The following is an 18,646-nucleotide window of genomic DNA, read 5'->3' on the forward strand; positions in this document are numbered from 1 at the left end:
GTTATGCATTTGGGCTAAGTTAATTTTTATTTTTCTCACCCTTCTTTTGGGTATGAAAAATTTAAATACTGAATCATTGTAAAATGTATTGGCAGGAGTTATTGATATTTTCAGGACTACAATCATTTTTTAAATAAGAATACAGATTTTTAATTTTAACAAATACACACATGAAAAAATTATTATTTATTTCCAGTATTTTATTGGGAGCTTACCTGCAAGCGCAGGTAGGAATTAATACAACTAACCCACAACAGGCCTTTCATATTGATGGGCAAAAAGACAACCCGGCAACAGGAGCACCTACTGCAGCTCAGCAGGCTAACGATGTTGTTATAACCAGTGATGGAAGGATTGGAGCAGGTGTAACCACGCCTACTGAGAAACTGGACATCAATGGTAAAGCCAGGATTAGAAATACCAGTACTTTAACAGGAATCTTAGCACCTCTGTTTGTAGATGCCAATGGTGTAGTAGGGAAAGCTGATGCTTCTGCTCCGCAGGCACAGATTGCATTTTATACGTCAGAATCAACGATGAGTGCCGTAGCGGCAAATGTTAACGCTGGCCAGATACAGACTGTTCCTGTAGTTGCTTCTCACGCGGTATTAAATACTTTGGGCACAACGGTTCCTAGCTCAGGTAATGTAAGAATTACTCAAACAGGAGTGTATTCGCTTTCTGCATCTACAACTTTTAATCTCACTGTTAACAATGATGGTGATGGTTTCATGTATCTTGCTATGAATATAGATGTCAGTACGGATAATGGAGCCAATTGGACTGCGGTTGCTGGAGGAAGACCTATTTTTACAAGAGTCTCAACCACCACCAATAGAAACTATCCATTTATCGCGCCTACAGTTATAAAAAGTTTAAATGCTGGTGATTTAATAAGGCTTACATATTATAGAACGTTGCAGCTGGGTAGTTCATATAGTGCTGTTGGTTTAGCTTCTAATTATGGGGCAGCATCCTATACCTTGTCAATCTCAAAACTTTAGTAATACGTAGAACAAGGTCTTTTAATAAGGGTGCAATATCGACGATAAAATCTTTGCGCCTTAAAACATTGTTGATTAAAATAAATTGTGCCTTAGCATTTAACGAAAACAGATGAAGCTCTACTGACGATCAGTAGAGCTTTTTTTTAAAAAAAATATCAATGACTTTCATCATAAATTAGGCATAAGATCATTTTGAATAGTATATTTGTGGTATAGAATTAATTGTTGAAGTTTTTCATCTCCATATTCATTATTTTTACCATTGCAATCCGTCCTGTTTTGCCATTGATCAACTATGCGGTGAACTACGATTATATTGTTAAGAATCTTTGTGAAAACAGAGCAAAGCCCGAATCTACCTGTAAAGGGAAATGTTATGTTGAGAAAGAATTGGCTAAAACTGAAAAACAATCCGGACCGCAAACGATAAAAATCTCTGTATTGGATGTATTCCTTTCCAATGAAATTCTTTATTTTTCCAGAGAAAAAGGATTTGATATCTTACAAAAGACAGCTAATTCAGGCTATCTGAATTCTCATACTACAGAATATTTCGCTAAGGTTTTTCATCCCCCTTTATCATAGTTTCATTAAACTAAACTTTTAGTGCTTTTTTAAAAATACCTGATCAGAATTGATTTATAACATTTCCAGAGGTATTTTTCAATCTGTCACTACGATTTATTTCATGTATTACCATTATTAATTTCATTTCTATCTGATGAAACATAAACTCATTTTGACAGCCCTGCTGTCTATATCACTGCTGTCCTGTGCCCAGGAAGCTCCTAAGGTTAAGCATAGTAAAAGCATGGATACTCCTAAAGAGAATCTTAAGAATGTAAAAGTTGTGAATGCCGAAGATCCTGTCTGTCATATGAAGACCGCTGATTATTTAAAGTTTACAGCAACCTATAAAAATAAGGTGTATGGTTTTTGCAGTGCTTCCTGTAAAAACGAGTTCAATAAAAATCCTGAAAAATATGTCCAGAAATAAAACAACAGCCAAAAGTGCGAAAAGCAAGATTGTAATTCCTATTGCCATCATTGCATTGATCTTCCTGGGTGTAGGTTTTGGAATGAGCTATTTTAAAAAGAATCTTTATACCGTAATGAAGGTTCCTGATTTTGAACTTACCGACCAGAATAATAAAAAGATCACCCATAAAGATATGCTCGGAAAAGTATATCTCGTGGAGTTTTTCTTTAGTAAATGTCCAACTATTTGTCCCGTGATGAATAGCAATATGAAGGCTATTGAAGAACAGATCAACAGTCCTGAATTTGGCATTATTTCTATTAGCATAGATCCGGAGAATGATACTCCGGAAGCTTTAAAACAACATGCTGATAGACTGGGAGTAAAATCTCCAGACTGGCACTTTTTAACGGGAGACAGAACCTATATTGGAAGTCTTGCCGATAAATTCAATATCTATGTAGGGGATAAAGAAGATGAAGGGGAAAGTCTTAACCACAGTGGGATGATTGCTCTTGTCGATCAGGAAGGAAATATCCGATGCCGGTATAACAAAGACAATATGCCTGTTCTTTACTACTCCGGACTAAACTACAAAGATCCTGAGGGAAAAGAAACGCAGCTTACAGGGAAATACCATCCTGACAGGGAAAAGCTGATTGAAGATATTAAAAAGTTATTACACTAATAGGTTAAACCATAAATACAAAACATTATGAAGGTTATGAAAATAGCTGCATTAAGTGCAGTTTTCGCGGCGCAATTTGCTTTTGCTCAGTTTAAGCAAACACCACTATCTTACGCTTACAATGCATTAGAAGGGTCAATTGATGCACAGACAATGGAAATTCATTATACAAAACATGCTGCTGGTTATGTGAGTAATCTGAACAAGGCTATTGCCGGAACTCCGCAGGAGAAAGAAACTTTGTTTCAAATTCTTTCTAAGGTTTCGACACTGAGTCCTGCTATCAGAAATAATGCCGGCGGACATTTTAACCATGAGCTTTTCTGGACGATGTTAACGCCTGTGAAAAACACCCAGCCATCGGCTAAATTATTAAAAGCAATTACTGAGACTTTTGGCAGTCTTGATGCTTTTAAAGAGAAAATAGGTAAAGCAGGTGCTGAGCGTTTCGGCTCCGGATGGGCTTGGCTTTCTGTTGATAAAAATGGGAAACTATTCGTTTCTTCAACGCCTAACCAGGACAATCCTTTAATGGATGTTGTCGAGGAAAAAGGAACTCCTGTTTTAGGGATTGATGTTTGGGAACATGCTTATTACTTAAAATACCAGAATAAAAGAGCTGATTACCTGGCTGCTATCTGGAACGTGCTGAACTGGAAAGAAGTAAGTACGAGATATGAAAATGCGATAAGCAAGAAATAATTCATGAACTATATTTGCAGCATATTCCTTACTTTTTATATGGTGTTCAGGCCTCTGATCCCCATCATGGAATATGCTGTAAATTATGATTATATCGTTGAAACACTCTGTGTCAATAAAGATAAACCAGAACTTAACTGTAATGGTATATGTTATTTAAGCAAAGAACTTGCTAAAACGAATGATACAGAATCAACGCCTTTATCTAAGGGAAAAACTTCCGGACAAAAGATTCTCGATATTTATATCCTTCCGGAAATTACAGAAATAAAAAACACAGATCAAATATATCAGATCAATTTCAATTTTATCTATCAAAAGAATTATTCTTTTCTTTTTCTAAAACTAATTTTCCGGCCGCCGGTTTTTTAAGTTGTCTATATATTTTTAACCACAAATTTTAATCTGAGTTCAGGACAAAAGTAACTAACGTAAGACCGAATGTTTTTCGAAATACAGGAGGTGATCCTGCGAACGTAGTTCAGAAGAGAAATGTATCGGGATCTTTTCGTAAGATGTCACTGTTACTCAATCATCCTTAACCCGGGTTAATCATAAGACCTTCCCTTTAAGATGCTAAAGTATCTGGAGCTGCTGTGGCTTTTGTGGTCAAAAAAATGAATGTTTTTTAACATTCAAATTATATTCTATTTAAATAAATACAACTTAAAAAAATCAACAATGAAAATTTATAAATTTTTATCATTATTCTTTATTGCCTTTACCCTATTTGCAGTTTCTTCATGTCAAAGCAATGACGATGATGATCATCCACAGGATACAACACCAGGAAATCTTCAGATCAAATTTGAAAACGGTTTTAATAACCTGGGTGGAATTGTTCTCAATCAGACTACACAAACTTCTTCGAGTGGACAAAAACATCAGTTTTCAACTTTAAAATATGTTGTAAGCAATATCAGTTTAATAGATGAGAACGGAAAAGAATTTAAATACAATGAAAATAATCCCGATAAAGGAGCTTTTATCATTGACCAGGCGGATGCAGTGGCTGGAATTGTCTATGTAAATCTTACCGGGGTTCCGAAAAATAACTACAAAAAAGTGAAATTCGGATTGGGAATTAGTCAGAATGCTTATTTACTTGGAATGGATGGGCAGGCAGAATTCTGGAATAGAGCAAAGGCGAAAGGAATGTCATGGTCCTGGGCTGCAGGATATGTTTTTGTAAAACTGGAAGGTAAATATGGAAGTAATGCAGCGGATAAAGAATTTATGAATCACACCGGAAATATGGGGAATGTGACGGCTAATAATACACCGGATTTATACAGGGAAATTACTTTAGATCTTCCTACCACAGCAAGAGTTACCAATAAAATAAGACCGTCTATTCATATTCTTGCGGATCTTAATCAGTATTTAAGTGGAAATACACCACTTACATTAACTACTGCCAATGACATGATGATGGGATCAAGCCCACATTTGGTAAGCGTAACCAATAATCTAACGAAGATGTTTTCTGTAAATCATGTCCACAATGATGAAGATTAGGGGTTTATTAAAAGTGGTGTTAATAGGTATTGGCTTTTTTAATATCGTATCATGTTCAGATGAGGTGATTGAGCCTTTAGAAAAAGATGAAGCTTATGCTCTTCAGTTTCCTGCTTATTTTCCTGAAATGAGTTTCGATCAGGCTGGAAATCCTGTTACCAGAAATGGAGTGGAGCTGGGACGGAAATTATTCTATGAAGGGAGGCTTTCACGTAATAATACGATTTCATGTGGTTTTTGCCATATTCAGGAAAATGCTTTTACCCACCACGGGCATAATGTAAGCCATGGAGTGGATGACAGGATAGGAATACGAAATGCGCCGCCTATTCAAAATATGGCATTTTTAAAAAGATACATGTGGGACGGAGTGATCCATAACCTTAATGAGCAGCCAATTATTCCAATTACGGATGCTAATGAGATGGATAGCTCTATGCCGGAAGTAATTTCTAAATTAAATTTAGATGACAAGTACAAAAAGCTCTTTAAAGCAGCTTATGGTGATGAAAATATTACCGGGGAAAGGATTTTGAAAGCTTTATCTCAGTTTATGGTCACCATGATTTCTGCAGATTCAAAGTATGATCGCTATAAACAGGGAAAAGAAACGCTGACATCTGCTGAATCACAAGGAATGGCTTTATTTCAGCAGAAATGTGCTTCCTGTCACAGCGGAGAACTGTTTACAGATGAAAGTTTCCGGAATACCGGAATGTACTATAATACTCAGTTTAAAGATGCCGGCCGCTACCGCGTGACTTTAGATCAAATGGACTGGATGAAATTTCGGGTGCCTGGTCTGAGGAATGTAGAATATACAGCGCCGTATATGCATGATGGGCGGTTCTATACGTTGGATGCCGTTCTCAATTTTTATTCGGAAAATGTAGAGGATAATCCTAATCTTGATCCGCAGTTAAAACAAAACGGGCATATTGGAATTGCGATAAACAGTACAGAAAAACAATCCATCATTGCTTTCCTGAAAACATTATCTGACAAGAATTTTATAACCAACCCAAAATTTTCGGAATAAATTTTAATTCAACATGAAAAACATAATTATAACACTATTTAGTCTGTTGATGTTTCCAATAGCTCAGGCTAAGCCAGTTAAAGACAGCCTTTATATTCCCGAAAATAGTTTTAGTTCAATGGTATTTTTGGATGATGATTGTGATGCCTGTGGTTGTGCTGCCGGTAATGGTTCATCAGGCTTTGAGTCTTTACTGAATCCACAGTTTATCGGGATAAAATATTTTGCTCAGCATTATAAAGCAAAAGAGAACCTTTTTGTAAAAGATCTGACGCAGGATCAGTATTTCAATACCATTCAGTTGTGGGGAAAAGTTCCCATTACAAAGAAATTAAGTGTTTATGGAAGTCTTCCTTTTCAATTCCATGAAAAAAAGACCATGCAGGGTGATATTAAAATCAATGGACTCGGTGATCTTAATCTTATGGGGATCTATCAGCTGATCAGTTCTAAAGATTCCTCACACCAGTTAAACGGTGGATTGGGAGTAAAAGTTCCGCTGGGGAAATTTGATGAAAAGGGTATTACGGGAGTTAATCCAAGTTTTCAGCTGGGAACAGGAAGCTGGGATTATCAGATGGTTCTGAATTATAAATATCAAAAAAATAAAGTAGCCCTGATTGTTAATACAGATTATACCGTTAAAACTGAAAACAGGAAATATTATCAGTTTGGTAACCAGTGGAATTATGCAGCAACAGGATTCTATCAGATCCATGCGGATAAAAAGGTGATCTTTTCAGGGAAAGTTGGGCTGCAGGGTGAAGTTTATGACCGGAATAAGCAGTTTGATGAAGCCTTACCGGATACTGCCGGAAGTGCATTATACGGAAAACTGGGTTTCGAACTTTCCTATAGCAAGTGGAGTCTGGGAAGTGAGGTGATGCTTCCCGCTTATACGAATCTTGCCGGTGGAAATATTGAAGCCAAATCGAGATTCAGTGTCTTTATCAACTTTGGAATTTGATGATGATATAGATCGTAATGATATTTAAATGATGGTGGCTGAGGTATTCGAAGCCGCCATTTTTTATAAAATGTCATCCGGGGGATCTTTATAGATTCTTCACTCCGTTCTGAATGACAGGAGTAATATTTAACTTGATAAGACTGAGATTAAGAGAGCTTAGAGCTAATCAACAACAGTAGTTATTTTTTTACTCCCGCAGATCAAGCGGATTAAAGCAGATTTTTTCACGCAAAGATTTATAACGATATTATATAATTTAAGTTAGCAAAGAATGGTTTCGCTATGAAGCTTGTTCCAGGAGAAAAATCAAAGATTTTTTTTGTTCTTTTTACGGAGCATTTTAGCACTTAAAATAAATTAAATGTTTAAAAAACTTTTGTGGTTTTATTACAAGAATGTTCTCGATACATTTTTCTTCTGAACTACGTTCGCAGGATTACATCCGTATTACGAAAAACACTCCTTTAGATTAGCAAAGTGATCAACAAGTAAATTTACTATAAAGAGAAAAGTGTTTAAATAAACTATTATACAATCGAGCTGACGGTAAATCGAATATCTCTCTTTAAATCAACCCGACATATTCTACGTCACTTCGAGTAGATTTTGAAGAAATCGTATCGAGAAGTTTCTACTTTGAAAACAAATATTTTATTTAAATACGATCGTACTAAGGTCTTTACAGAAATTAAAACTTATGTGTACTTATTATAGAGGATATTAACTTAAAAAACGAAAGTGTTTAAAAACTTTTGTTCCTTTTGTGGTTAAAAAAAAGCATCCTGTTACAGAATGCTTTTTCAGTATGTCGGTTAACACGGAAGCCTTATTGCCCCGGTTCGTTTTTCTTTTTTAGGCTGATCATTTCTTCTTTTAGCAGGCTGATGTAGTCCTGTAGATTTTTAATGATCTCTATGCTTAGATCATTGGTGAAGTTTGTAATATTTCCGCCAGAATTATTTCCATTAACGATGGAAGAAGCTGGGCTATCATTGAATACCTGGTTTTCGATAACGATCATCGCTTCATCCTCTTCGTAGATGTCTTCAAGTGGAACATCCAGAAAGCCGGCTATTTTCTCCCATTCGGCTCTTATGATCTTAACATTGCCGCTTTCCTTTCTGCTGTAGTTGGATACATCTGTTGCAAGCAGATCAGCGATCTCCTGTTGGGTATGGCCTCTTTTCTTTCTTAGGGCACGTAATTTTTCTTTTTGCATCTCAGATATTTTTACAAATGTGCAAAAAAAAAATTTAACTTATGTAGAAAAAATAGACTTCCTGAGGATCATGTGATCGGGTTTAATTTAGCAAAAAGATGTTTCGCTATTGAAGTTTATAGAATCAGAGATTTTTTTAAAAAACTTCTGTGTTCTTCTTATGCAGTATTCCAGCACTTAAAATAGATTAAATGTTTAAAAAAACTTTGAGGTTAAGGAAATGGTAAGGTATCTTTCTTTGCGGTTTTAAATCTGCTTTTTTACCTGAAAAGCAAACTTGTCAGATTTCTCCAGGCAGTGTATTTCTACGAACAAATTTTACCAGGTAGTCTGAATGATTCTAATTCGTACTGTTCTATTGAAAAAAATCTAAAATATTTTCTCTGGTACTATATCAATTATTTTTAATATATCAGTATAATGTACTGCAAATCAGTTATGTATAGCATATTAATAGCTGATTAAATGTTTTCTGATGATCATATAAACATCTAGTTTTGCGGACTTAAAACACAAACAAAATGAAAGAAAATCTTCAGAAGAAGGTCAGTTGCTTCGTTGCAATACTGACCCTCTTACTCCTGATATTTCCGGCTGGGTTTAAAGCCCAGATAGAATCACAAAGTTCGGTTCTAATTACTACTACTCCCTATGCCTTTTCTGCATCATCAGGAAACTTCACCTATCTTACAGGAGGAACAGGGGTAAGCAGTATCCAGGTTGATAGCGGATATAGCGGAGCATTGCCTATCGGTTTTAGCTTTAAATTTGGCTGTCAGGATTATACCCAGGTATATGCCAGTTCTCATGGAACATTATCATTTGAAGGTGGAAACCCAGGTTTTAGTAATAGTATTGAGCCGCCATCCTCCAGAAAATTTTTAGCTCCCTTTTGGGCTGATTTGGATGGTCGTCAGGGCACAGCGAGCTATGCTACTTCCGGTACCGCTCCCAACAGGATTTTTACCATGGAATGGAGAAACTGGAAGCGGTATGGTTCTAGTGTTCCCAATAGAAATATTTCTTTTCAGGTAAAGCTGTATGAAGGAACGAATGTGATACAATATATTTATAAACAGGAATTAGCATCAAGTACCTCCCCAAAAGTGACTATAGGTCTTTTCTATGGCACTCATAATAACAATAAGAGATGGCTGGATAATGCTTCATCATCTCCTACGGCCTCATCGGTTCAATCTTCAGATCTCAATAGACCGGCCACAAACCAGGTGTATACTTTTACACGGGATGGTAATAGTTGCACTACATTATGTATGGGACGAACTACGCTTAATAATAGTGGCGGAACAAAAGAGACAGACGGGCTTCGTATTATTATGACTGGTGCCGGGAATATCCAGGTCGTAAAAAATGGAACGGGACAGATATTTGGGCCTGATGACAGATTATTTTACGGAACTTCTAAGCCCTATTCAGCGCCTGCTCTTTATACGGCGCATGGTCTTGTGCTGGGAATCGGGGGGACTCAATATACGACCGGTACATTGAAAGCCTCTTTTGGGTTTACAGACGGAGGTCGCCTTACAATTGTTTCAAATACGTGCCAGAGCGATACGGGTCCGGATACCAATGGTATTGAGCGTAATAAGATACGTCTCAAGGCCACTAAAAATGGTCTGGATTATTTTCTGAATGTATATTATTATTACAGAAGTCCTGAAACATTTATGACGGTAGATTATGAAGTAGAGATCCCTGCTGGTAACACAGAGCTGGTAAAAGTGGCACACGGCTTGGATACCGCTCTGGATGGAGGGGATTTTGGTCCGGGATTTGTAACCGGCCAGGCACCCTATTATACGGTGGGTGTACAAAAGAAAGGTTCTTATGAGGCTTTCCAATATGTTTCAGGAACCCCATGGAGTGGATATTATTCGGATTTCCAACATAAGATGAATAATGGTATAGGGGATGATCTAACTTTTAAAAATGCGATTAACCCTAGTGCTACTACCGATAATGCAATGGGAATATCTCTTAATTTCGGTAAAGATTCAGGTACTTATAACAGTATCAGTAAAGTGATCTTTAATTGTCATGCCGAAGTAGCCCCGGTTCTTACCCGTACTTCTGTTCCTTGTGGAAGCGGATCTATTAATCTGAACAGCTTTGTGGTGCCTTTAAATCCTAATCCCCATAATCTGGTCCCGATGTGGCGGGACAGTACGGGAGCTGAAGTAGCCAACCCTACCAGCGTAAGCAAGGCGGGAGTGTATACGGTTAGTTATAGAGATACGGTAAATAGCTGTGATTCACCTCCAAGCACATTTACTATTACAGGGGAATGTGTGATAACTACCTGTACGAAGCCGGCTTCTACGGCGACTCCTACCGCTTTTACAAAGATGGGTATGTCAGGGTACAGTTCTTTGCAGAAGGATTGGCCGGCTAAGATTCCTAATGGTTTTATCGCACTGGAGTCAGGCTTCAACGGGCTGGTAATTACTAGAACAGTTCCCGGTAAGATCACCGAGCCTGTAGCAGGAATGCTGATCTATGATACCTCTAAAAACTGTTTCAGTTTATACAACGGAACCTCATGGAAATGTATTGAAAAATCGTGTAATGACTAATCGGTCTGCGGAAAGATCAATCAACAAAAAAGCAGAATAATGAAAAATATAAACAGCATAAGCAATATAAAGAAAACCTTATCTATAGTGGCATTGTGTATAGCAGGTATTGCCGGAGCTCAGATGGGTGTAGAAACGGAAACGATAAGAGGGAGCGGTATCCTGGATTTTCCTACAGGAATAAACAAAGGGATCATCCTTCCGGTATTAACAGAGGCAAACTCCACTCCTTCTGTGGGAACGATACGAATGTATAACAAGATGATACAGGGTGTTACCAGTTCGGGAGTGGTAAACTTCAGTGATCCCGGCGATACTGCTTCGGTTACTTTTAACACATCCACCCCACAGGCAGCCTCTGTAAACAGTGTGATCATAGGCGCCGCGACTTCTGCTGCTACAGGAGGAGCGTTGGTTCTGGAATCCGATACTAAAGCATTGATCCTTCCCCATGTCTCTAATGTAGAGGCAATGCCAAGTCCATATCCGGGAACGATATGCTATGACGTAAGAAGTAAGACTTTTGCCATGTTTGATGGCAAAGTATGGAATTTTTGGAAATAATTTTTGTTCATTTTTGTGAGTGATTAGGAATAGTACAATATTCATAATCATGTATTTTTTTTAGCGAATCCTCTAGAGCGTTATGCTTTAGAGGATTTTTTTTTAAGCTTCTGTATTCTCTCCGGAATGTCATTCCGACAAAGGAGCAATCTCTATAATCACAATCTAATGAATGAATAAAGTAAATCTTAATCGGGATTCTTCACCCCACTTCCAAACTCCGTTCGCCGACTTACAGTCTGTGTTCAGAATCACACACAACATTCCGTTGCAATAGTAACGGAACGTTAGCTTATATGTGGTTGATTGTCATTTTGTTAGATTCCGTATTGTTTCTAAGCAGAATTTTCTATCTTTGCCGGATTCTGGTGAGCCATAAAAAGCTCTTAAAAGGGAATCCGGTGTAAATCCGGAACAGACCCGCTGCTGTAAGCTCTACAAAAGTTTTTGAAGCATATATCCACTGTTTTTTTAATGGGAAGGATTTCAAAAATAGAGTAAGTCAGAAGACCTGCCGGAAAGATTAAAGTTTGATGCTTTCGTGGAATAAAGCTTAGGACAACAATGATTCTGTGCAGTTATAGCTGTACAATATCGTTGCTGCTTTCTTATATCCATTAGCATTAAAATTATTCTCAATGAGCTAATGGAACCAAAATTTACTTTTTATAAAACGAATAAAACGATTATCACAATTCTTGTGCTATTCGCTCAGCTTTTCTTTTCTCAGTCGAGGGATACTATTAAAGAACAGGTCATTGTTCCTGTACATATTCAGAAAAAGACCTTTAAAGAGATCCTTCCGGCACAGGTAATATCGGGAGAACAATTAGAGAGACTTAACAGCCATTCCGTAGCAGATGCTCTCCGGTATTTTGCGGGGATTCAAATTAAGGACTATGGCGGGATCGGAGGTCTGAAAACCATCAATATCCGTAGCATGGGAAGCCAGCATGTTGGTGTTTTCTATGATGGTATCCAGTTGGGAAATGCTCAAAATGGGATTGTGGATTTAGGGCGGTTTTCTCTTGATGATCTTGAAGAAATCTCTCTTTATAACGGGCAGAAAAGTGAAATTTTTCAGCCTGCAAAAGATTTTGGTTCTTCGGGTTCCATTTATCTGCAGCCAAAAATCCCAACTTTTAAAGGAAATAAAAAAACCAATCTTGTCGTAAGATTTAAAAACAGTTCCATTGATTTATTTAATCCTTCATTTCGGTTAGAACAAAAAATATCTGAGAAAATATCGGCAAGCTTCAGCTCTGAATTTATACAAAGTGACGGAGTTTATAAATTTAGATATAGAAAGAAATATCCTGATGGAGAAATTGCCAATGATACAATTGCCAAAAGATTTGATTCTGATATTAAATCAAAAAGGTTTGAAACAAGTCTTCATGGGGATTTAAAAGATGGAAACTGGAGTGTGAGAGGATATGGTTATCTGTCTGATCGTGGAATTCCGGCAGCGATTGTTAATAATCGTTTTGGTGCACGGGGACAAAGATTGCGGGATGAAAGCTACTTTGTTCAAGCCAGTTTAAGGAAAAAACTATTTCCGAAATTTGAAACACAGCTTAGAGCAAAATTTGCTTACGATTATACTTTTTATGCAGATACAGTTTCTACAGAAGCGGCTTTTCCTGTTCGCAACAGTTATATCCAGCGTGAAGTATATGTTTCTTCATCCAATATGTATTCTATAACATCCAACTGGGATATAAGTGCGAGTGTAGATTTTCAGTATAATAATCTGGATGCCAATTTGTTTAATTTTTCCTACCCTACCCGTTATACTACATTAATGGCTTTTGCGACGACTTACCAGTGGCGGCGGTTCAAATTTTTAGGAAGTGTTCTGGGTACTTTTGTAAGTGAAGAAGTTGAGAAAAATTCTAAATCTCCGGATAAAACAGAATGGACACCAGCGGCATTTCTGTCCTATCAGCCTTTTAATTCTAAGGAGATAACCATAAGAGCTTTTTACAAGAGAATTTTCAGGATGCCTACTTTCAATGATCTGTATTATACGGTAATTGGAAATGCTTTTCTAAAACCTGAATTTACAAATCAGTATAACGTAGGTTTTACCTATGGGAAATCCTATCATCATCAGATTTTAAAGGGTATTTATGCTACAGTAGATGGCTACTTCAATAAGGTGGATGATAAAATTATTGCAGCTCCCACAGGAAACTTATTCCGATGGACAATGCTGAATCTCGGAAATGTAGAGATCCTGGGAACTGATGTTCACGTACAGGCTGATCTGAATTTTGGAAATGTAACCATAAGACCTCAGGTGAACTATACCTTTCAGCGGGCACGGGATTTTTCTGATCGAAGCGAAAGCTATTTCGGGGATCAGATTCCATATACTCCATGGCATAGTGGAAACTTTACGACAATGGCAGATTACAAAGACTGGAGTTTCAATTATAGTTTTGTTTATGTAGGGGAACGATATGACGGCCAGCAAAACAATATTCAATACAATTATGTTCAGCCTTGGTATACTCACGATCTATCGGTGCAAAAAAAATTCAACTGGCAGACACATCAAATTAAAGCGAGCCTGGAGGTCAACAATATTTTCAATCAATACTATGATGTGGTACTGAATTACCCTATGCCTGGAAGAACTTTTAAACTAATTGTAAGTTTTACATTATGAGAAAATTAAACTTTTGCCTCCTGATCGGTCTGCTTCTTTTCTTCTTTTCTTGCAGAACAGATGAATATATTCCCCGTGAGCAAAAAGAGGAAGGTCTGGCACAGCCAGAAAATACGGCTATTAAAGGGTTTTATATTCTTAATGAGGGAAATATGGGAAGTAATAAATGTACGCTGGACTTTTTTGATTATACAACAGGAGTGTACCGACGTAATATTTATGGTGAAATCAATCCCAATGTCGTAAAGGAGTTGGGTGATGTTGGAAATGATATCCAGATCTATGGAAGTAAACTCTATGTGATTGTAAATGTTTCCAATAAAATTGAGGTATTAGATGCTAAAACAGCAAAGCGTATTAAAACAATTCAGTTACAGAATTGCAGATATATCAAATTTAAAGATGGAAAAGCGTATGCAAGCAGTTATGCCGGACCTGTTGATATCAATCCTAATGCTCCTAAAGGAAAGGTTGTAGAAATTGATACGGTTTCACTTTCCATTCAGAGACAGGTAACAGTGGGATATCAGCCTGAAGAAATGGAGATTGTAGGCAATCAGCTTTTTGTCGCTAACTCGGGAGGGTATATGGTTCCTAATTATGATAAAACGGTTTCGGTGATTGATCTCAATTCATTTACAGAAACCAGGAAATTGGATGTGGCAATTAATCTTCACCGTCTTAAAAAAGACAATTACGGCGATTTATATGTGAGCTCCAGAGGGGATTATTATAACATCCCTTCAAGTTTATATTTAGTGGATGCTGCAACAGGAGTGCTGAAAAAAGATTTTCATGTGGCAGTAAGCGAAATGACCATCGTTAATGACAAATTGTATTATTACGGGAATGAGTTTAATTACAATACCCACTCTTATTCTAAATCATTTGGCATTATTGATGTAAAAACCGAGCAGATCATTTCCAATAAAATTATTGACCAGGAATACGTAGATGGTATTAAAGCACCTTACGGAATAGCTGTAAATCCGATCACAGAAGATATTTACATTACAGACGCCCGGAATTATGTGTCTACAGGATTTGTCTACTGCTTTAATAAAAGTGGACATTTTAAATGGAAAACCGAGGGTGGAAATATCCCGGCACACTTCACCTTTTTATACAAATAAACTGAATCTAAGATATGGACAGAAATATTTTTAAAATTTTAAAAACTGTACTGGCGGTATTTCTATTGGTAGGAATGACCGCATGTAAAAGTGACAGAGATGAAGATTCACCATTTAATGGTTTAGAAGAATCTTATACGATCAACCGTTTCAATGTTCTGAATATTGCCGCGAATGTTTCAGGAAAAATGACATGGAGCATTAAAGACTCTATTATTTCTGAGGGCTCAGAGCTGGACTTTATCAGTCCCTATATTAAAACATACCCTCTTACTTTAAAAATAGATCAGAACGGAAAGGTAAAAACGTATCAATCAACAATTATCGTCAATAAGGAACCCGGTTCTTACAGTAAATATGTTTCCAATGTATTGGATTTCCGTCCTGCTGTAGGACAATTTACCAACGAAATTCCTGAATATATGGTTGGAGATACTTCCAGCAGTATGCTTCAAAAAGCCAAAGGATCTTTGGTGGGTTCTAATACCTCGATGATTAGTTTAGGTGGTTTTGGAGGATATGTAGTTTTAGGCTTTGATCATACCATACCAAATATGAATGGTCGGGATTTCAAAATCCTTGGAAATGCTTTCTGGGGGAATAATGCTAATGAACCTCGCTCAGGATCTTGTGAGCCTGGAATTATTATGGTCGCTTATGACAGAAATAAAAATGGGAAACCGGATGATAATGAATGGTATGAAATTGCGGGAAGCGAATATTTTAAAAATACAACCGTTAAAAACTACAGTATTACTTATTTCAAACCTAATGAAAATAAGCCTCCTGTTCCTGGAAATGAACCCTGGCAGGCTGATATAGAATACGTTAAATGGCAGGATAATCTTGGAAATACTGGTTTTAAGACAAAAAATGGATTTCATGATCACAGTTTTTATCCATTATGGATTTCCGATGCTTCTTATGGTTTCTCAGGAACAAAAATACAGAATAACTATTACGATCAGAGCGGAAACGGATCCTATTGGGTAGGGAAGTCTTACGATTTCGGATATGCCGATAATGCTCCGAATAATGATGAAGCCTCCAATATAGATATTTCTTGGGCGGTCGACAAAAATGGAAAATATGTAAAACTTCCGGGGATTGATTTTGTAAAAGTACATACTGCTGTTAACCAGGAAGCTGGTTGGCTGGGAGAGGTTTCTACTGAAGTAGCCGGTGCTTATGATTTGTATATAAAATAAAAATTCAACAATAAATTTATTTAAAAATGAAAAAGATCTATCTTTTAACATTACTGTTATTTTTTGCATTTTTTACCAATGCACAGGTAACGGTTCAAGGGGTACCCCGAAATGATATCAAGCAGAATTCAAAGCAAAAGAATGAGCTTAAAACGACCACTACCGTCACTGATTTTTCTGATATTCAGTATTGGGTAGGGACAGGTTCTAAAAAGGCTGCTTTTGTAGTACAATGGAACGACGGTAAGAATCCTGATGCTTTAGTTTGGGGATTTAAATGGGATGGAAATGCTACAGGAGAAGATATGTTGAAAGCAATTGCTCAGACAGATCATCGTTTTTATTCTTTACTATACCAGGGAACAACTTTTGGAAGTGCAATAGGAGGACTTGGATTTGATCTGAATGGACAAGGGACTATTGGACTTTACAAGAGCGGAAACCTTACGTATCCATTATATCCGTTAAATGGGATTGTTAATACAACGGCATATGATTTTGATGACTATACATCAATAGATGGAGCGAATGATCATTGGAAGTCTGGATGGACTACCGGATATTGGTCTTACTGGGTGAAAAATCCTGCAGATGCAGCCTTTGGATATTCAAGTTTGGGTGCCAGCAACCGTGTTTTAGAAGATGGTTCTTGGGATCTCTGGAATTTTTATCCGGGAATGGTTGATCAGCCTATTTCAACAACTCTGACTCCGGTGTCAGCTTATTCTTCACCAACAACATTTACAGATGGTTATTTTATGGTGAATGAAGATTGGTTTGGGCATACCAATGGTTCTGTAAACTTTATTAATAATAACGGACAGATTAACTACCGAGTGTACAGCAATGCAAATAACAATCAGTCTTTTGGAGCGACTACTCAATATGGTACCATTTACGGGGATAAATTTTATTTTATTTCTAAACAGGCTGCTGATGGAGGAGATACTCAATATACACCGGGCGGTAGACTTGTCATTGCGAATGCGACCACAATGCAGAAAATAGCTGGATTTAACACAATTGGTGGCGGTGATGGAAGATCATTCCTTGGAGTTAATGAGCATAAAGGATACATAGGAACGACTACAGGGATTTTCTTATTTAATATTGATAATTTACAGGTTGGAAGCCTGGTTCCCGGAACTGGTGGAAAAGGGCAGATCGGAAATATGATCCGTACTTCACAATATGTATTTGCTGTAACACAAAATGGGGGTATCCTGGTTATTAATCCTAATACCAATGCCGTTGTTCAGACTATAGCTGGTGCATTCTATTCAATTGTGCAGGCGAAAGATGGAAGTGTATGGGGTATTCAGGAACAGAAATTAGTGAGCATTAATCCTACTACTTTTGCGACATTAGAATATGCAATTCCTACGACTAAGTATTTCGGTGACTGGGGAGCGTGGTATGCAGGAAGACTTACATACAGTACCCAGCAAAATGCTTTATACTGGATCAATTCTATCAATGCTTTTTCTTCAGGAGCGAAGATTGTGAAGTTTGATGTTACCTCTAAAGCATTTAATGAAAACTTTGCTGCAATTCCAGGACAGGCCGGAACGTATAAGCAAATTCCTTATGGTGCTGCATTGCGTGTTAACCCAGTAACCGATGAGCTCATTCTAAATACGACAGAAAGTGGTTTTGGAGCGCATTATCAGAAAAACTGGATACATACATTCAGTAATACAGGAGCTCTTACAAATACTAAAACATTAAATGATTATTATTGGTTCCCTTCAGTGGCTGTATTCCCGGATAATAATGCTCCGGTTGTGAAAAGTACATTCCCATCTCAGACCACAGTGAACAGTACTACAACAATCGATTTAAAAACAGTAGTTTCAGATACGGATAATTTATCGATGGCTATTGTAAAATCCATAAAATCTAATAGCAATCAGGGTATTGTTACTGCTGTAATCAATACAAATGATGAGCTGGTTTTAACACCTCACAGCACGGGAACGGCTACCGTTGTATTAAGCTTTAACTCTAATGGAAAAGTAGTTGAGAAATCCCTTACAGTAAATGCAAGTACTTCAACATTAGGAACCGCTGAAGTTAAAAAACTTGAATTAGGAATTTATCCTAATCCGGCTACAGACATCCTTAATATTAAAACACAGGATAAAGTGATGAACACTACTATTTTTGATATTTCAGGAAAAGTGATCAATGCTCCGTTCAATAATGGACAGATCAATGTAAGCACACTTACTAAAGGAATGTATATTCTAAAAGTGGTTACTGATAAAGCTGTATATCAACAGAAATTTATTAAGAATTAATTTCTGTAATGATTTTTTAATTTGATATTAACCTCTACCGCTATTGGTAGA

General features: G+C 37.1%; 16 protein-coding genes and 1 riboswitch. Of the genes, 15 read left to right on the forward strand and 1 reads right to left on the reverse strand.

The window, feature by feature from the left end; genetic code table 11:
* Nucleotides 1-170: 170 nt before the first annotated feature.
* From NG806_RS17505 to NG806_RS17545, 9 genes are all read left to right on the forward strand, one after another.
* Complete coding sequence (locus NG806_RS17505) at nucleotides 171-1,004, forward strand: hypothetical protein (protein WP_261510925.1); 834 nt, start codon at nucleotides 171-173, stop codon at nucleotides 1,002-1,004.
* A gap of 228 nt (nucleotides 1,005-1,232) precedes the next feature.
* The gene (locus NG806_RS17510; RefSeq protein ID WP_251040575.1) at nucleotides 1,233-1,592 is read left to right on the forward strand and encodes a hypothetical protein; all 360 of its coding nucleotides are present in this window, start codon (nucleotides 1,233-1,235) and stop codon (nucleotides 1,590-1,592) included.
* Between the two features lie 136 nt (nucleotides 1,593-1,728).
* Nucleotides 1,729-2,004, forward strand: a complete 276-nt coding sequence (locus tag NG806_RS17515) for a YHS domain-containing protein (protein ID WP_214830847.1) — start codon at nucleotides 1,729-1,731, stop codon at nucleotides 2,002-2,004.
* Nucleotides 1,991-2,674 (forward strand): SCO family protein, encoded by a 684-nt coding sequence (locus tag NG806_RS17520; RefSeq protein ID WP_390882519.1) that lies wholly within the window; start codon nucleotides 1,991-1,993, stop codon nucleotides 2,672-2,674. Before NG806_RS17515 ends, NG806_RS17520 begins: the two co-directional genes overlap by 14 nt.
* A gap of 27 nt (nucleotides 2,675-2,701) precedes the next feature.
* A complete protein-coding gene (locus NG806_RS17525; protein WP_214830851.1) occupies nucleotides 2,702-3,376 on the forward strand; it encodes a superoxide dismutase in 675 nt (224 codons plus the stop codon).
* A gap of 3 nt (nucleotides 3,377-3,379) precedes the next feature.
* Nucleotides 3,380-3,748 carry a hypothetical protein gene (locus NG806_RS17530; RefSeq protein WP_261510926.1) on the forward strand — a complete coding sequence of 123 codons (369 nt, stop codon included), beginning with the start codon at nucleotides 3,380-3,382 and terminating at the stop codon, nucleotides 3,746-3,748.
* A gap of 309 nt (nucleotides 3,749-4,057) precedes the next feature.
* The gene (locus tag NG806_RS17535) at nucleotides 4,058-4,894 is read left to right on the forward strand and encodes an MbnP family protein (protein WP_261510927.1); all 837 of its coding nucleotides are present in this window, start codon (nucleotides 4,058-4,060) and stop codon (nucleotides 4,892-4,894) included.
* A complete protein-coding gene (locus NG806_RS17540; RefSeq protein ID WP_390882520.1) occupies nucleotides 4,881-5,933 on the forward strand; it encodes a cytochrome-c peroxidase in 1,053 nt (350 codons plus the stop codon). The genes NG806_RS17535 and NG806_RS17540 overlap by 14 nt, the downstream gene beginning before the upstream one ends.
* A 13-nt stretch (nucleotides 5,934-5,946) precedes the next feature.
* Nucleotides 5,947-6,900, forward strand: a complete 954-nt coding sequence (locus NG806_RS17545; protein WP_261510928.1) for a transporter — start codon at nucleotides 5,947-5,949, stop codon at nucleotides 6,898-6,900.
* 829 nt (nucleotides 6,901-7,729) lie between these two features.
* On the opposite strand, the gene NG806_RS17550 is transcribed toward NG806_RS17545, so the two are convergent.
* A complete protein-coding gene (locus tag NG806_RS17550; RefSeq protein ID WP_261510929.1) occupies nucleotides 7,730-8,122 on the reverse strand; it encodes a helix-turn-helix domain-containing protein in 393 nt (130 codons plus the stop codon).
* 521 nt (nucleotides 8,123-8,643) lie between these two features.
* Between NG806_RS17550 and NG806_RS17555 the strand changes: the two genes are divergently transcribed.
* From NG806_RS17555 to NG806_RS17580, 6 genes are all read left to right on the forward strand, one after another.
* The gene (locus NG806_RS17555) at nucleotides 8,644-10,716 is read left to right on the forward strand and encodes a hypothetical protein (RefSeq protein WP_261510930.1); all 2,073 of its coding nucleotides are present in this window, start codon (nucleotides 8,644-8,646) and stop codon (nucleotides 10,714-10,716) included.
* A 39-nt stretch (nucleotides 10,717-10,755) separates the two neighbouring features.
* Entirely contained in the window at nucleotides 10,756-11,280 is a 525-nt protein-coding gene (locus NG806_RS17560) for a hypothetical protein (protein ID WP_261510931.1), read from the forward strand.
* 349 nt (nucleotides 11,281-11,629) lie between these two features.
* Nucleotides 11,630-11,813: riboswitch (cobalamin riboswitch) on the forward strand.
* Nucleotides 11,814-11,926: 113 nt separating this feature from the next.
* The gene (locus NG806_RS17565) at nucleotides 11,927-13,954 is read left to right on the forward strand and encodes a TonB-dependent receptor plug domain-containing protein (protein WP_261510932.1); all 2,028 of its coding nucleotides are present in this window, start codon (nucleotides 11,927-11,929) and stop codon (nucleotides 13,952-13,954) included.
* On the forward strand, nucleotides 13,951-15,087 hold the full coding sequence (locus NG806_RS17570) for a YncE family protein (protein WP_214830868.1): 1,137 nt from the start codon (nucleotides 13,951-13,953) through the stop codon (nucleotides 15,085-15,087). The genes NG806_RS17565 and NG806_RS17570 overlap by 4 nt, the downstream gene beginning before the upstream one ends.
* Nucleotides 15,088-15,101: 14 nt before the next feature.
* Entirely contained in the window at nucleotides 15,102-16,295 is a 1,194-nt protein-coding gene (locus tag NG806_RS17575) for a cell surface protein (RefSeq protein WP_261510933.1), read from the forward strand.
* Between the two features lie 26 nt (nucleotides 16,296-16,321).
* Nucleotides 16,322-18,595 (forward strand): T9SS type A sorting domain-containing protein, encoded by a 2,274-nt coding sequence (locus NG806_RS17580; RefSeq protein ID WP_261510934.1) that lies wholly within the window; start codon nucleotides 16,322-16,324, stop codon nucleotides 18,593-18,595.
* The last annotated feature ends 51 nt before the right edge of the window (nucleotides 18,596-18,646 follow it).

Source organism: Chryseobacterium paludis (assembly GCF_025403485.1).
GTDB lineage: Bacteria > Bacteroidota > Bacteroidia > Flavobacteriales > Weeksellaceae > Chryseobacterium > Chryseobacterium paludis.

Coding starts and splice junctions, on each gene's coding strand:
- NG806_RS17505 (WP_261510925.1), top strand. CDS start 171: ATGAAAAAATTATTATTTATTTCCAGTATTTTATTGGGAGCTTACCTG.
- NG806_RS17515 (WP_214830847.1), top strand. CDS start 1,729: ATGAAACATAAACTCATTTTGACAGCCCTGCTGTCTATATCACTGCTG.
- NG806_RS17520 (WP_390882519.1), top strand. CDS start 1,991: ATGTCCAGAAATAAAACAACAGCCAAAAGTGCGAAAAGCAAGATTGTA.
- NG806_RS17525 (WP_214830851.1), top strand. CDS start 2,702: ATGAAGGTTATGAAAATAGCTGCATTAAGTGCAGTTTTCGCGGCGCAA.
- NG806_RS17530 (WP_261510926.1), top strand. CDS start 3,380: ATGAACTATATTTGCAGCATATTCCTTACTTTTTATATGGTGTTCAGG.
- NG806_RS17535 (WP_261510927.1), top strand. CDS start 4,058: ATGAAAATTTATAAATTTTTATCATTATTCTTTATTGCCTTTACCCTA.
- NG806_RS17540 (WP_390882520.1), top strand. CDS start 4,881: ATGATGAAGATTAGGGGTTTATTAAAAGTGGTGTTAATAGGTATTGGC.
- NG806_RS17545 (WP_261510928.1), top strand. CDS start 5,947: ATGAAAAACATAATTATAACACTATTTAGTCTGTTGATGTTTCCAATA.
- NG806_RS17550 (WP_261510929.1), bottom strand. CDS start 8,122: ATGCAAAAAGAAAAATTACGTGCCCTAAGAAAGAAAAGAGGCCATACC.
- NG806_RS17555 (WP_261510930.1), top strand. CDS start 8,644: ATGAAAGAAAATCTTCAGAAGAAGGTCAGTTGCTTCGTTGCAATACTG.
- NG806_RS17560 (WP_261510931.1), top strand. CDS start 10,756: ATGAAAAATATAAACAGCATAAGCAATATAAAGAAAACCTTATCTATA.
- NG806_RS17565 (WP_261510932.1), top strand. CDS start 11,927: ATGGAACCAAAATTTACTTTTTATAAAACGAATAAAACGATTATCACA.
- NG806_RS17570 (WP_214830868.1), top strand. CDS start 13,951: ATGAGAAAATTAAACTTTTGCCTCCTGATCGGTCTGCTTCTTTTCTTC.
- NG806_RS17575 (WP_261510933.1), top strand. CDS start 15,102: ATGGACAGAAATATTTTTAAAATTTTAAAAACTGTACTGGCGGTATTT.
- NG806_RS17580 (WP_261510934.1), top strand. CDS start 16,322: ATGAAAAAGATCTATCTTTTAACATTACTGTTATTTTTTGCATTTTTT.